Raw genomic sequence first — 14,631 nt, 5'->3', positions numbered from 1 at the left:
AAATGAAAAACGGGCGGCAAGATGCTGCCGCCCGTCGGATTCGCAGGGAATGGAAATTACTCCGCGGCGCTTGCTTCGGCAGCAGCGGCAGCGGCCTCGGCGGCCTTCATTTCCTTTTCCTTGATGCGCTCCAGGGCCTTCTTGCCCGGCTTTGCCTTTTCCGGATTGTTGCGGGCGTCGCGAGCGGCGAGGCCGGCTTCAGCCATGAAACGCAGAACGCGGTCGGTCGGCTGGGCGCCCTTGGCAACCCATTCCTTGATGCGTTCGACGTTCAGTTCGATGCGCTTCTCGCTGTCCTTCGGAAGCATCGGGTTCCATGCGCCGACCTTCTCAAGAAAACGACCGTCGCGGGGCGAGCGGGCGTCGGCAACGACGATCTGGTAGTACGGACGCTTCTTGGAACCACCACGGGCGAGACGAATTTTCAGTGCCATTTCTTTACTCCTTGGGCTTTTCTGGTCCGCCTGATGTCAGGCGGTCTTTTCCGAATTGCTGCCGATGTCGGCGGCGATTGCTTCATGATGCCGGATAACTTCCCTGATGATGAAATTCAGGAACTTTTCTGCGAAATCCGGATCCAGATGGGCGTCCTGCGCCAAGCGACGAAGACGTTCGATCTGGTATTCCTCGCGCGCCGGATCGGCCGGCGGCAAATCGTATTGGGCCTTGAGAACGCCGACCGCCTTCGTGCAACGAAACCGTTCGGCGAGCATGTGCACGAGAGCAGCGTCGATATTGTCGATCGACTGACGGTAGCTCGCGAGCTGTTCCTTGACGTGCGGAGCGATCATGGTGTGCCTTGCCTCACTTCTTCTTCGGCAACCCGGGAAGACCCGGGAACCCACCACCGAGACCCGGCAACTTTCCGCCCAGTCCAGGCAATCCGCCGCCACCAAGCCCCGGAAGTGCACCCGGCTTGCCCCCCGCCGCTTCCGCCTGCTTGGCAAGTGCTTCGATCTGCTTCGGATCCATGCTGGACAGATCCGGCATCCCGCCCATGCCACCAAGGCCCATCTTGCCGGCGAGGCCGCCCATCATCTGCTTCATCATGCCGCCGCCCTTCTTGCCGCCCATCATTTTCATCATGTCGGCCATCTGGCGGTGCATTTTCAGGAGCTTGTTGATCTCGGCGGCGTCCGTGCCGGAGCCGGCGGCGATACGCTTCTTGCGGGAATGCTTGAGAATGTCGGGATTGGCCCGCTCGGCCTTGGTCATCGACTGGATGATGGCGATCTGGCGGCCGAACAGCTTGTCGTTCAGCCCGGCGGCGGCCATCTTGTCCTTCATGCCGGCCATGCCGGGCATAAGACCCATGATGCCGCCCATGCCGCCCATCTTCTGCATCTGCTTCAGCTGTTCGGCGAGGTCGTTCAGGTCGAACTTGCCCTTGGCCATCTTCTCGGCCATGGCCTTCGCCTTCTCGGCATCGATCGTCTCAGCCGCCCTCTCGACCAGCGAAACGATGTCGCCCATGCCGAGAATGCGGTCGGCGATGCGCCGCGGATGAAACTCTTCGAGTTCCGTCATCTTTTCGCCGACACCGATCAACTTGATCGGTTTGCCCGTGACCGCGCGCATCGAAAGCGCCGCACCACCGCGACCGTCGCCGTCCATGCGGGTGAGCACGAGGCCGGTGATGCCGACACGCTCATCGAAATTGCGCGCGAGATTGACGGCGTCCTGACCAGTCAGCGCATCGGCGACGAGCAGGATCTCGTGCGGCTTCGACCTGGCCTTGATTTCGGCCATCTCGATCATCAGCGGCTCGTCGATATGCGTCCGGCCGGCCGTGTCGAGGATGACCACGTCATGGCCGCCGAGCTTTGCGGCCTGCACGGCGCGCGAGGCGATATCGGTCGGCGACTGGCCGGCGATGATCGGCAAAACGTCAATGCCGGTCTGCACGCCGAGCTGACGCAGTTGCTCCTGGGCAGCCGGACGACGCGTGTCGAGCGAGGCCATCAGGACCTTCTTCTTCTCGCGGTCGGTCAAGCGCTTGGCGATCTTGCCGGTGGTTGTCGTCTTGCCCGAACCCTGCAGACCGACCATCATCACGACAACCGGCGCCGGCGCATTGAGATCGATCGAAACGCCCTCGGAGCCCAGCATCTCAACGAGTTCGTCATGGACGATCTTGACGACCATCTGCCCGGGCTTGATCGACTTCAGGACGGCAGCGCCGACGGCCTTTTCCCGCACCCGGTCGGTGAACGAGCGCACAACCTCAAGGGCGACGTCGGCTTCCAGAAGCGCACGGCGTACCTCGCGCAGCGCGGCGGAAACATCGGCTTCCGACAAGGCGCCACGGCCCGTCAGTCCATTCAGAATGGAACCAAGGCGGTCCTGGAGGTTTTCAAACATCGGCTCTTCCTTATCGTTTCGGATCCCCGAAACGTTGGTCTTTTCTCCGCCGAAAACAAGACGCAAAACCAAAAAGCACCCGAGGGCGCAACGCGCTGTCGGGTGTTGACCTCCGGGATCTCTTTATACCTTGGCGGGTCCCGGTCGGCGGCTCGGAGTCTCTATCTCGTCGCAGATTTGCAGGCGGTAAACAGGAAAACCGCGCCGGAGTCAAGTATTTCAGCCACTTCTTGACGAATGCACCCGTCGATCTGCCCACGAGCCCCCTTCGGGGCACCCCGGACAGCCACCATTCATGCCCCGTAAGGCTCCGACCGAGCATGAAGCACACTGGTAATTCCGGTGCTTTTCCGCCATATAAACGACGACAACTATCGAAAGTGACAGCATGACGGCAGCGACGGTCGAATTCGCGAAGATGAACGGGCTTGGCAACAAGATCCTGGTCGTCGACATGCGCGGCCGTGCCGACCGGGTCTCGCCGGGGGCGGCCGTCAGCCTCGCCGGTAACCCGGAAACGGCGTTCGACCAGATCATGGCGATCCACGATCCGAAGCTGTCTGGCACCGACGCCTATATCGATATCCTGAACTGCGACGGCACGCGAGCGCAGGCCTGCGGTAACGGAACGCGCTGCGTCGTGCAGGCGCTTGCAGCCGAGACAGGACGCAAGACCTTCACATTTCAGACCATCGCCGGGATCCTGAATGCCGTCGAGCATGAGGACGGTACCATTTCGGTCGATATGGGCGAACCCGTCTTCGAGTGGAACCGCATTCCACTTGCCGAAGAATTTCACGACACCAGCCGCATCGAATTGCAGATCGGCCCAATCGACGCTCCGATCCTGCATTCACCCTCGGCCGTTTCGATGGGCAATCCGCACGCGATCTTCTGGGTCGACCGCGATCCGATGACCTTCGATCTCGACCGTTTCGGTCCGCTTCTCGAAAATCATCCAATGTTTCCTGAAAAGGCGAACATCACACTGGCGCAGGTGACCGCACCCGACGCAATGACGACCCGCACCTGGGAACGCGGAGCGGGCCTAACGCTCGCCTGTGGTTCAGCCGCATGCGCGGCGGCCGTCAGCGGCGCACGCACCGGCCGGACCGGCCGCAGGGTGACTGTTACCGTCGCGTCCAGCCCGAACCGGCAGGCCCTTACGATCGAATGGCGCGAACGCGACAACCGTGTGGTCATGACCGGCCCCGCCGAATGGGAATGGTCCGGCACGCTCGATCCGGCGACCGGCGCCTGGCAGCGCAGCACACCGTCGGAAAGCGGAGCATCCGCCTCGTGAGCGGGATCGAGGTCATTACCTTCGGCTGCCGACTCAACACCTATGAGTCCGAAGTGATGAAGGCTGAAGCGGCCAAAGCCGGCCTCAGCGATGCGATTCTCATCAACACCTGTGCGGTTACCGGCGAAGCTGTCCGGCAGGCGCGCCAGGCGATCCGCCGCGCGCGCCGCGAGAATCCGAACACCCGGATTGTGGTGACCGGTTGCGCCGCTCAGACCGATGCCCAGAGCTTTGCCGCAATGCCCGAGGTCGATGCCGTCCTTGGCAATGAGGAGAAACTCAAAGCTGAATATTACCGGAGGATTCCGGATTTCGGGGTCGAAGGCGAGGAAAAGATCCGCGTCAACGACATCATGAGCATTTCGGAAACTGCGCCGCAAATGGTCGCGCATATCGATGGCCACGTCCGCGGCTTTCTGCAGGTTCAGACCGGCTGCGACCACCGTTGCACATTCTGCATCATACCCTACGGCCGCGGCAACTCCCGTTCTGTCCCGATGGGTGCAGTCGTCGAGCAGGCCCGCAGGCTTGCTGAAAACGGCTATCGCGAAGTGGTGCTGACCGGCGTCGACGCGACCAGCTATGGTGCCGATCTTCCCGGCGGGCCGAGTCTTGGCCTGCTTGCAAAAACGCTCCTGAAGCAAGTGCCGGAGATCCGGCGGCTACGCCTGTCCTCGATCGACAGTATCGAAGTCGACAGCCATTTGTTCGATCTCATCGCGGATGAGCCGCGCTTCATGCCGCACCTTCATCTCTCGCTGCAGCATGGAGATGACCTGATCCTCAAGCGGATGAAGCGTCGCCACGGCCGTTCGGACGCAGTCAACTTCGCGAGAAAGGTCCGGGCACTGCGGCCGGACATTGCGTTCGGCGCGGACATGATAGCCGGCTTTCCGACGGAGACGGAGGAAATGTTCGGGAACGCCGTGGGCCTTGCCGAGGAGATCGGCATCGCACACCTCCACGTCTTCCCTTACAGTCCGCGCCCGGGCACGCCGGCGGCGCGCATGACGCAGGTCGATCGCACGCTGGTGAAGGAGAGAGCGGCACGCTTGCGCGAAAGCGCCCAGAAGCTTCATACCGCACATCTGTCGTCAATGGTCGGAACGCGTCAGACGATCCTTGTCGAAAACAACGGCATGGGCCATACGGAAAACTTCTCGCTGGTCGAGGCCTCCGGGCTTGCGCCACGCGACCTTGTGACCGTCACGATCACCGGCCACAATGGCAAGAACCTGGAAATGCAATTGGCTAGCCGCTCGGCTGCCTGATCTCGAACGGATTGTTCATGGCGCTCGGCTTCATCAAGAAGGTCTTCACTTTCGGCAAGGACAAGCCGGCGAGCACGGCACCCGCCGAGCACGGTGCTCCGACCCAAGAAGAGCCGTTGTTCCGCACCGCGGAAGACCAGGCCGTTGCCGATCTGACGCCCGAAGACACGGCGAAGACCCCACCGCCCGAGCTGGAAGAGGCTTCTCCCCTGCCCGCCGACCGTGACGCGGCACCGGAAGTGCCCTCGGATACGGAAGCTAGAACGGAACAGGAAGACGCCGAGGCGATGCCTCCGGTTGGAGAAAAGGAACAGGCGAGTCTCGCCGAACCTGCTCTTCCGAAGGGATTTGCGCTAGGTACGGCTGCGCCGGAGGACGTGCCGGAGGAGCCTGTTCAAAAGCGCTCCTGGTTCCAGCGTCTGCGCGCCGGATTGTTCCGCACGTCTTCGCAGCTGACCGGACAGATCACCGCCCTCTTCACCAAGCGCAAGCTCGATGAGGACACGCTTCAGGACCTCGAGGACCTGCTCATCCAGGCCGACCTCGGTGTCGAGACGGCAATGCGCATCGCCGACACGCTCTCTTCCGAGCGCTACGGCAAGGATGTCACCGGCGAAGACGTCGCCCGCATCATGGCAAACGAGATTACCAAGGTTCTGAAACCCGTTGCACGACCGCTCGAACTGGACCTCAGCCATAAGCCGCACGTCATCCTGGTCGTCGGCGTCAACGGCACCGGCAAGACCACCACGATCGGTAAGCTGGCGGCGAAACTCTCGGGTTCCGGCCTGAAGGTCATGCTGGCGGCCGGCGACACCTTTCGTGCCGCGGCGATCGAACAGCTGAAGATCTGGGCCGATCGTACCGGGTCAACCTTTGTCGGCACGAAACTCGGAGCGGACGCGGCGGGTCTCGCCTATGACGCCTTCGAGCGTGCCAAGGCCGAAAGCTCGGACGTCCTGATCATCGATACCGCCGGTCGTCTGCAGAACAAGACGGAACTGATGGCGGAGCTCGAGAAGATTGTCCGCGTGCTCGGCAAGCTCGACCCTGATGCACCGCATACGGTACTCCAGACGCTGGATGCGACCACGGGTCAGAACGCGATGGCTCAGGTCGAGATCTTCCGTAACGTCGCCGGCGTCAATGGATTGGTGATGACGAAGCTCGACGGCACTGCCCGCGGCGGCATCCTCGTCGCGATCGCTGCCAAGCACAAGCTGCCGGTGTATTTCATCGGTGTCGGCGAGGGTATCGATGACCTCGAACCGTTCGAGGCGGACGATTTCGCCAAGGCGATTGCAGGAGTAAACGCATGAGCAAGCAACAGCGCTTTCGCTGGTTCACAAATGGTTTCTCGCGCCTGAAGCAAGACCCTGTACGAGGAACGGTCATTGCCCAGGTCGAAGCGCAGTTTGAATCCGAGAAACCAACGGAGGAAGAGAAGCACCATCCACTTCTCAAACTGGCGCTGGAATTGGGCCCATTGCTCATCTTCTTCTTCGGTAACCTTCGTGGCGAATGGCTTGCAAAGACGTTCCCGGTGCTTGCTACCGTGGGGGGTCCGCTCTTCATCGCAACCGCGTTGTTCATGGCCGCGACGGTTGCGTCTCTGATCGTTTCCAAGATCGTCTTTCGTCACCTGCCGGTCATGCCGTTCGTCTCGGGTATCGTCGTACTGGTCTTCGGATCGCTCTCCATCTGGCTGCAGGACGAGACTTTCATCAAGATGAAGCCGACGATCGTGAATACGCTCTTCGGCGCTGTCCTGCTCGGCGGGCTTTTCTTCGGCAAGTCACTGCTCGGCTATGTCTTCAACGCGGCCTTCCAACTCGATGACATCGGCTGGCGAAAGCTGACGCTGCGCTGGGGTGTCTTCTTTCTATTTCTGGCCGTCCTGAACGAAGTGGTGTGGCGCAACTTCTCCGACGAGGCTTGGGTCAATTTCAAGGTCTGGGGCACGATGCCGATCACGATCCTCTTCACGCTCGCACAGATGCCGCTGATCATGCGTCACACACTCGAGGAACAGACGGAGGAGACGAAGTGACGATCACCGCGATCGATCCGCAGGATCGCCACAAAGCGACCCGCCTCTGGCTGTCCGCCATCGGCCTGATCGTCGTTGCACAGATCGGCATCCTTCACCTGATGGGCAGGATACCTATCTGCGAATGCGGCTATATCAAGCTCTTCGAGCCCGGTGTGAACACCGCAGGAAACTCGCAGCATATTGCGGACTGGTACACACCGTCGCACATCATTCACGGCTTCCTGTTTTATCTTCTCGCTTTCGTCCTCTTTAGACGACGGCCATTGTCCATGCGACTTGCGTTTGCGACCCTGATCGAGGCCGCATGGGAATTGGTGGAAAATTCCCCGCTCGTCATCGACCGATATCGCACGGCGACCATGGCGATCGGCTATCAGGGCGACAGCATCTTGAACTCCACCATGGACACCCTGTTCATGGTCGTCGGCTTCCTCTTCGCCGCACGCGCGCCCGTGTGGCTGACAGTCTCGATCGCTGTGTTCCTGGAGATCTACGTCGGATGGCTGATCCGTGACAACCTGACGCTGAACGTGCTGATGCTGCTGTGGCCTATCGAAGCCATCAAGGTGTGGCAGGCCGGCCTTTGATTCAGCCTTTTGCCAGCGCCTTCTCTATCGCCGGATAGAGCCCCTTCTCGAGCGAGAGCGCGTCGAAGGGACCGACGCGCTTGTAGACAATCGTCCCGTCGGCGTCGACAAGGTACGACTCCGGAATGCCGTAAACACCCCAGTCGATAGCCGCCTTGCCGTTGGGGTCGACGCCGATCGCGCTGTAGGGATTTCCGAGTTCGCCGAGGAACTTCAGCGCATTCTCGCTGGTGTCCTTGTAGTTGATGGCGACGACCGTAAGCCGCGGATCCTTTGCGAGATCCTTGAGGATGGGATGCTCCTGCCGGCAAGGAACGCACCAGGACGCGAAGACATTGACCAGTGTCAGCTTGCCCGCAACGACCTTGGAAGTCAGTGCCGGCACCTGCGCGCCTTCGAGCACGGGCAAGTCAAGATCGGGCGCCTTTGTGCCGATCAGGGCGGAGGGAATTTCCGTCGTGCTCTTGCCGTTGAAATCCTGATCATAGAGCATCTTGCCGGCAGTGCCGGCAATGACCAGAAAGACGGTCAGCGGCACGATCGCCAAGGCGTAGCGGCCAATGCCTCGACCAGCCTTTTCGGGGGATTCGCTCAATCTCTCACTCATGCCTGCTGATCACTCGCACCCGTCGCCGAGCGGCGGCGGACACCCGCCGCTTCCAGCGCTTTCAGTTCCCGCTGCCGTGCACGGCCATCCAGCCAGACCCAACCGATCAGAGCCAGGATGACCAAACCGCTCACGCCATACGACACATAGATATAAAAGTCGTGGCTCATTGCGAGGTCTCCCGGCCCGCCATACGTGCGGCGAGTCGTCGCTGGACGGCGATCCGACGGCGCCAGATCTCGTTGCGCATGGCCGCGATATGCAGTGTGAAAAAGAGAAGGGTAAAGGCGATCGCCATCACGAGTAGCGGGCGAAGGAACTCGACGTCGATCGTCGGGCCGCCCATGCGCATCACGCTAGCCGGCTGGTGCAACGTGTTCCACCACTCGACCGAGAACTTGATGATCGGGATGTTCACGAATCCGACGAGAATGAGAACTGCACTGAGCCGCGCAGCCTTGGAGGGTTCATCCACGGCACGGTTGAGTGCGATCAGCCCGAGATACATCAGGAACAGCACGAAAACCGAGGTGAGCCGGGCATCCCAGACCCACCACGTACCCCACATGGGCTTACCCCAGAGGGAGCCGGTGAGAAGAGCGATGAACGTGAATGCCGCACCAAGCGGCGCTGCGGATTTGTGGGACACGTCGGCCAGCGGATGACGCCAAACGAGCGTTCCGATGGCGGAAATCGCCATGACGGTGTAGCACATCATCGAGAGCCAGGCGGCAGGCACATGCACATACATGATGCGCACCGTCATGCCCTGCTGATAATCGCCCTCGGTCGTGAAACTCAGATAGAGGCCAACCACGAAGAACAGCGCGGTCAAGACCGCGAGCCACGGAATCACGCGCCTGGCAAGTGCGAGAAAACGGGTGGGGTTTGCAAGGTCGGTGATCTTGGAGATGGTAAGGCTCGCTTGGTTCATAGAACACTTCTAACCTGACTGCCGTTTTGCTGCAATTGATACCAATCAATCCGAGGCGTTGCGCAAGGCGACGGCAGCGGCCACAGGGCCGATCACGGCAAAGAAGAGCACGATCGCGATCAGAAACAGAAAGGGCGGCATAAATGGGGCGGGGTCCTCGACCGCCGCATAGGACGCACTGACGCCGAAGATCAACACGGGAATGGCAAGCGGAAGTACGAGGATGGACACGAGCAGGCCACCGCGCGGAAGCGCCACGGCCACAGCTGCACCTGCCGCACCGATAAACGTGATGGCGGGCGAACCGACGAGCAGGGTCAGCATCACCGCCCCGATCGCGATCTCGTTCATGTTCATGAAAAGGCCAAGCAGGGGCGAGGCAATGACGAGCGGCAGGCTCGTCGCAGTCCAATGCGCCAGACACTTGACGATGACCGTTAAGACCAGTGGCGACTCCTGCATCAGCATCAGATCCAGCGACCCGTCGTCCCGCTCGGCCTGGAAAAGGCGGTCGAGCCCGAGCAATGCTGACAAAAGGGCGCCGATCCAGACGATGGCGGGTCCGATACGCGAAAGCAGGTTGAGATCAGGTCCGACACCGAACGGGATGACGGCAACGACGGTCATGAAGAACAGGACGCCGATCAACGCGCCACCACCGGCCCTGACGGAAAGCTTGAGGTCACGTAGGAAGAGCGCCATCATTGCCAAACACCTCCGGGGGCGCCGGAGAACCCCGTCATCTTCAGTTCGCAGGCGGCGTTGAGGCCAAGCGGTTGGTGCGTCGCTGCGATCGCGATCCCGCCGGCTGCAAGATGATCGTGGACCAGACCGGCAAACATACGGTCAGCGCTTGCGTCCAGGGCCGCGGTCGGTTCGTCGAGAATCCAGACCGGACGGTAGGCCACCAGCAGCTTCGCCATCGCGAAGCGCCGTTGCTGGCCGGCCGAAAGGTAGCCGAAGGGAAGATGCGTGATGCCCTCGAGGCCCACCGCATGGGCAGCATCCTCTACGGACGCGCCATTACCCCCGCTGAAGTCACCGAGGAATTGCTTCCAGAAGACGAGGTTCTCCGACACCGTCAGCTCATGCTTCATCGCATTGCGGTGGCCGAGATAGTGGCTCGCCTCGCGAGCAGGGCGGCTTTCGTGATCTCCGGCGGCGACAAAATCCACACGGCCTCGCTCGGGTCTCAGCAAACCGGCGAGCACCCTGAGGAGCGTCGATTTTCCCGAACCGTTCCGTCCCGTCAGCACCAGTGCTTCGCCCGCGCCCAGCGTGAAGGAGATGTCTTCGAAAATGAAGTCTTCGCCGCGCTTGGCGGAGAGATTTTCGGCACTCAGCCGCATGTTCCAGCCTTCCAGCGGAGGCCCTTCGGGCCCTGAAAAAAATTTGTAGAAATTCGCCATTCGTTGGTCTGGTACCCTTCTTAGAAATTATCTATAAGACCTGCAACCACGCCAGCGGCCGGCGTGTAGTTCATCCTTGTGCCGAACTTGAAGATTGCCAGGAGCGGTTTTCTCGGGCGGACAGCGGAAATGGTCGCACCCGCATCCTGATGTGCATGAAGTGCATAGGCGTCCGCACGAATGTGTTGGCTATCAGAATAAGCGGGGTTCATATCCGTGTCCAAATCACTCGACAGTTTCAATTGCCGATCCACGATTACCGTGAATGGCAAGGATTACGTCTATTACAGCCTTCCCAAGGCGGAAGCGAACGGCCTCGCAGGCGTCTCGAAGCTCCCTTACTCGATGAAGGTGCTTCTTGAGAACCTGCTGCGCAACGAGGACGGACGTTCAGTCACCAAAGCCGACATCGAAAGTGTCGCCGCCTGGCTCGCCAACAAGGGTCTGACTGAAGCCGAGATCGCTTACCGCCCGGCCCGTGTCCTGATGCAGGACTTCACCGGCGTTCCGGCGGTCGTCGACCTCGCCGCGATGCGTGACGGCATCAAGGCGCTCGGCGGCGATCCGGAGAAGATCAATCCCCTCGTTCCGGTCGACCTTGTCATCGACCACTCGGTTATCGTCGACGAATTCGGCACGCCCCAGGCATTCGCCCGCAACGTCGAGCTCGAATACCAGCGCAACGGGGAGCGCTACCGCTTCCTGAAATGGGGCCAGCAGGCCTTCAAGAATTTCCGCGTCGTTCCTCCGGGCACGGGCATCTGTCACCAGGTGAATTTTGAGTATCTCGGTCAGACCGTCTGGACGAAGGAAGAGGACGGAGAGACGATCGCCTATCCGGACACCTGCGTCGGGACGGATAGCCACACCACGATGATCAACGGTCTCGGCGTGCTGGGCTGGGGCGTCGGTGGTATCGAAGCCGAAGCCGCCATGCTCGGCCAGCCGGTCTCCATGCTTCTGCCTGAGGTCATCGGCTTCAAGCTGACCGGCACGCTGAAGGAAGGTGTCACCGCCACCGACCTCGTGCTGACCGTCGTGCAGATGCTGCGCAAGAAGGGTGTCGTCTCGAAGTTCGTGGAGTTCTTCGGCCCCGGCCTCGACACGCTGCCCGTCGCCGATCGCGCGACCATTGGCAACATGGGCCCGGAATACGGCGCGACCTGCGGCTTCTTCCCGGTCGACTCGGCAACGGTCGGTTATCTCGACATGTCCGGCCGCAGCAAGGATCGTATCGCCCTCGTCGAAGCCTATTCGAAGGCACAGGGCATGTGGCGCGAAGGTGACGGTTCCGATCTCGTCTTCACCGACACACTCGAACTCGACCTTGGTGACGTCGTACCGTCCATGGCCGGCCCGAAGCGTCCGGAAGGCCGCCTGCCGCTCGAAACCATCGCCCCGAACTTCGCAACCGCCCTCGAAGGCGACTACAAGAAGCCGGGCCAGCTCGCCACGCGCTATCAGGTCGAAGGCGAGAACTTCGATCTCGGCCATGGCGACGTCTGCATCGCCGCCATCACCTCCTGCACCAACACGTCGAACCCGAGCGTCCTGATCGCCGCCGGCCTTCTCGCCCGCAACGCCGTTGCCAAGGGCCTGAAGACCAAGCCGTGGGTCAAGACCTCGCTCGCACCAGGATCGCAGGTCGTCGGCGAATACCTTGCCAAGTCCGGCCTGCAGAAGGAACTCGACGCGCTCGGATTCAACCTCGTCGGCTTCGGCTGCACAACCTGCATCGGCAACTCCGGTCCGCTACCGCCGGCGATCTCGAAGACGATCAACGACAAGGGCCTGATCACTGCGGGCGTTTTGTCGGGCAACCGTAACTTCGAAGGCCGCATTTCGCCCGACGTTCAGGCGAACTATCTCGCCTCTCCGCCGCTCGTTGTCGCCTACGCGCTCGCTGGTTCGGTCCAGAAAGACCTGACCAAGGAACCGCTCGGCGAGGACAAGGACGGCAATCCGGTCTACCTCAAGGATATCTGGCCGACCTCTGCCGAGGTGCAGGAGTTCATCCACAAATACGTCACCCGCGAACTCTTCGAATCGAAGTATGCCGACGTATTCAAGGGCGACGCCAACTGGCAGGCCGTGCAGGTTTCGGAAGGCCAGACCTATGCCTGGGACGACAAGTCGACCTACGTTCAGAACCCGCCCTACTTCATCGGCATGAAGAAAACCGGCGAGGGCCTGCACGACATCAAGGGCGCCCGCGTCCTCGGCCTGTTCGGCGACAAGATCACTACCGACCACATCTCCCCGGCCGGTTCGATCAAGGCCGCCTCGCCGGCTGGTGCATATCTGCTCGACAACGGTGTCCAGGTCGCGGACTTCAACCAGTACGGCACGCGCCGCGGCAACCATGAAGTCATGATGCGCGGCACCTTCGCCAACATCCGCATCCGCAACCACATGCTCGGCCCGAACGGCAAGGAAGGTGGCTACACCATCCACTATCCGTCGAAGGAAGAGATGTCGATCTACGACGCGGCCATGAAGTACAAGGACGAGGGCGTTCCGCTCGTCATCTTCGCCGGCGTCGAATACGGCAACGGCTCGTCCCGCGACTGGGCCGCGAAGGGCACCAACTTGCTCGGCGTCAAGGCCGTGATCGCCCAGTCCTTTGAGCGTATCCACCGCTCGAACCTGGTCGGCATGGGCGTCGTTCCCTTCACCTTCGAAGACGGCACGACCTGGGCTTCGCTCAACCTCAAGGGCGACGAAACGGTCACCATCGACGGTCTCGAAGGCGACATCAAACCGCGCGAAACCAAGATCGCCAAGATCACCTATGCCGATGGTTCGGTGAAGGAAGTTCCGCTGCTTTGCCGCATCGATACGCTCGACGAGGTCACTTACATGGAGAACGGCGGCATCCTGCAGACCGTTCTGCGCGATCTCGCCGCCTGACCGCCAAGCCGCTTAAGATTACACGCCGCCGGGACATAGTTCCCGGCGGCTTATACATTGCGAGGCCGGTGCATTTGTTATGATGCACCGGCCTCGTTTGTCATTGGGTGATTGCAACACCGCGATGACGATGCGCAAAGCGGTTGGCCCTAGGCGGCCTGAACTTACGTTCGTAAGAAAGCATAACCCTTTGCGCATTTCGAGGCTTTGTCGAACCGTTGAGAGAGCTTCGCGCTCGCGTATAAGGGAGACAGCAGCCTCATGGCCTATACTAACCGTTTTATCGGCATCGACATATCGAAATCCTCCTTCGACATCTGTGTGCTTCCCGAGGCGCGCTCGGCAAGCTTTTCTAATGATGCCTGTGGGATCGCCGGCTTCCTTGCCTTCGTCGCTCGGCAGGATAACGTCGAGCGCCTTGTTATCGAACCGACTGGCGGCTATGAGCGCCCCGTCGTGGAGGCGCTGCTGGCGGCTCGCCTACCAGTGGCGAAAGTGAATGCCAAACAGATCAGGCAGTTCGCACGCGCCTGCGGCCAGCTCTCCAAGACCGACAGGATCGACGCCTTCATTCTGGCAGATTACGCCAGACGTATGGAAACCAAGGTGCTCACTCTATCTTCGCCAGCACAGACAGCGCTGGTCGATCTGGTCTCGCGCTACAGGCAGTTGTCGCACATGATCGTGCAGGAAAAGAACAGGCGCGAGAAGCTCCGTACCCGCGGCGATGCCCAAGCCAGGGCGTGGATCGAGGAAACTCTGGCATTCCTCCTGCAACAGCGTCAGTCCGTCATCGAGGCCATGGACGCCTGCCTGAAGTCAGACAAGGACCTGGCGGACAAGGCACAAATCCTCACTTCGCTCAAAGGCATCGGATTGCGGACCGCATGCGCCCTGATTGCCGGGCTTCCCGAACTCGGGCTGTTAAACAAAGGCCAGGTCGCAAAGCTGGTCGGCGTTGCGCCAATCAACCGCGACAGTGGACTGATGCGGGGTAAGCGGATGATCACAGGTGGAAGAAAACCGGTACGGGACGCGCTCTATATCGCTGCATTACCGGCGATCCGCTTCGACCCAGCCATGAAAGCCGTGTTCGACCGGTGTCAGTACCGGAGCAATACTCCCCAATAGTGCCGTTTGAATCTTCCCCAGGTGCTGCGGCCGCTGGTCTTCCGGGGCGCGCCCCGGAAGACCAG

General features: G+C 61.0%; 14 protein-coding genes and 1 pseudogene. 7 read left to right on the top strand and 8 right to left on the bottom strand.

Annotation, left to right across the window (positions count from 1 at the left end; translation table 11 throughout):
* Positions 1-56: 56 nt before the first annotated feature.
* The 3 genes from rpsP to ffh are packed head-to-tail and all read right to left on the bottom strand — an operon-like array spanning position 57 to position 2,361.
* Positions 57-434, bottom strand: a complete 378-nt coding sequence (gene rpsP, locus DFR48_RS08430; protein WP_112690618.1) for a 30S ribosomal protein S16 — start codon at positions 432-434, stop codon at positions 57-59.
* 36 nt (positions 435-470) lie between these two features.
* Positions 471-791: a chorismate mutase gene (locus tag DFR48_RS08425; RefSeq protein WP_112690617.1), complete on the bottom strand. Its 321-nt coding sequence runs from the start codon at positions 789-791 to the stop codon at positions 471-473.
* A 13-nt stretch (positions 792-804) separates the two neighbouring features.
* A complete protein-coding gene (gene ffh / locus DFR48_RS08420; protein ID WP_114362734.1) occupies positions 805-2,361 on the bottom strand; it encodes a signal recognition particle protein in 1,557 nt (518 codons plus the stop codon).
* A 388-nt stretch (positions 2,362-2,749) separates the two neighbouring features.
* Here ffh and dapF point away from each other — a divergent pair, with 388 nt between their 5' ends.
* From dapF to DFR48_RS08395, 5 genes are read left to right on the top strand one after another with little or no spacing between them, the layout of a single operon-like run.
* The gene (gene dapF, locus DFR48_RS08415) at positions 2,750-3,664 is read left to right on the top strand and encodes a diaminopimelate epimerase (RefSeq protein ID WP_114362733.1); all 915 of its coding nucleotides are present in this window, start codon (positions 2,750-2,752) and stop codon (positions 3,662-3,664) included.
* On the top strand, positions 3,661-4,935 hold the full coding sequence (gene mtaB, locus DFR48_RS08410) for a tRNA (N(6)-L-threonylcarbamoyladenosine(37)-C(2))-methylthiotransferase MtaB (protein WP_114362732.1): 1,275 nt from the start codon (positions 3,661-3,663) through the stop codon (positions 4,933-4,935). The genes dapF and mtaB overlap by 4 nt, the downstream gene beginning before the upstream one ends.
* A gap of 17 nt (positions 4,936-4,952) precedes the next feature.
* Complete coding sequence (gene ftsY, locus DFR48_RS08405) at positions 4,953-6,254, top strand: signal recognition particle-docking protein FtsY (protein WP_114362731.1); 1,302 nt, start codon at positions 4,953-4,955, stop codon at positions 6,252-6,254.
* Positions 6,251-6,985 (top strand): septation protein A, encoded by a 735-nt coding sequence (locus DFR48_RS08400; RefSeq protein ID WP_114362730.1) that lies wholly within the window; start codon positions 6,251-6,253, stop codon positions 6,983-6,985. The genes ftsY and DFR48_RS08400 overlap by 4 nt, the downstream gene beginning before the upstream one ends.
* A gap of 11 nt (positions 6,986-6,996) precedes the next feature.
* Entirely contained in the window at positions 6,997-7,575 is a 579-nt protein-coding gene (locus tag DFR48_RS08395) for a DUF2585 domain-containing protein (RefSeq protein WP_245415570.1), read from the top strand.
* Between the two features lies 1 nt (position 7,576).
* Here the strand turns inward: DFR48_RS08395 and DFR48_RS08390 are convergent, their stop codons facing one another.
* From DFR48_RS08390 to ccmA, 5 genes are read right to left on the bottom strand one after another with little or no spacing between them, the layout of a single operon-like run.
* Positions 7,577-8,182 (bottom strand): DsbE family thiol:disulfide interchange protein, encoded by a 606-nt coding sequence (locus DFR48_RS08390; protein ID WP_114362728.1) that lies wholly within the window; start codon positions 8,180-8,182, stop codon positions 7,577-7,579.
* Entirely contained in the window at positions 8,179-8,352 is a 174-nt protein-coding gene (ccmD, locus tag DFR48_RS08385) for a heme exporter protein CcmD (RefSeq protein ID WP_114362727.1), read from the bottom strand. The genes DFR48_RS08390 and ccmD overlap by 4 nt, the downstream gene beginning before the upstream one ends.
* On the bottom strand, positions 8,349-9,116 hold the full coding sequence (locus DFR48_RS08380) for a heme ABC transporter permease (RefSeq protein ID WP_114362726.1): 768 nt from the start codon (positions 9,114-9,116) through the stop codon (positions 8,349-8,351). Before DFR48_RS08380 ends, ccmD begins: the two co-directional genes overlap by 4 nt.
* 45 nt (positions 9,117-9,161) lie before the next feature.
* Positions 9,162-9,821, bottom strand: coding sequence for a heme exporter protein CcmB (gene ccmB / locus DFR48_RS08375; protein WP_114362725.1), 660 nt, complete (start codon positions 9,819-9,821; stop codon positions 9,162-9,164).
* On the bottom strand, positions 9,818-10,465 hold the full coding sequence (gene ccmA, locus DFR48_RS08370) for a heme ABC exporter ATP-binding protein CcmA (protein WP_114362989.1): 648 nt from the start codon (positions 10,463-10,465) through the stop codon (positions 9,818-9,820). Before ccmA ends, ccmB begins: the two co-directional genes overlap by 4 nt.
* A gap of 276 nt (positions 10,466-10,741) precedes the next feature.
* Between ccmA and acnA the strand changes: the two genes are divergently transcribed.
* Both acnA and DFR48_RS08360 read left to right on the top strand, forming a co-directional pair.
* Positions 10,742-13,435 (top strand): aconitate hydratase AcnA, encoded by a 2,694-nt coding sequence (gene acnA / locus DFR48_RS08365; protein ID WP_114362724.1) that lies wholly within the window; start codon positions 10,742-10,744, stop codon positions 13,433-13,435.
* A gap of 261 nt (positions 13,436-13,696) precedes the next feature.
* Positions 13,697-14,536 (top strand): annotated as a pseudogene (locus DFR48_RS08360) (IS110 family RNA-guided transposase); the annotation flags it as partial.
* Positions 14,537-14,631: the final 95 nt, after the last annotated feature.

This window comes from Ciceribacter lividus (assembly GCF_003337715.1).
Taxonomy (GTDB): Bacteria; Pseudomonadota; Alphaproteobacteria; order Rhizobiales; family Rhizobiaceae; genus Allorhizobium; species Allorhizobium lividum.
The sequence above is the reverse complement of the archived record's forward strand: the minus strand, read 5'-3'. Positions and strand labels throughout refer to the sequence as shown.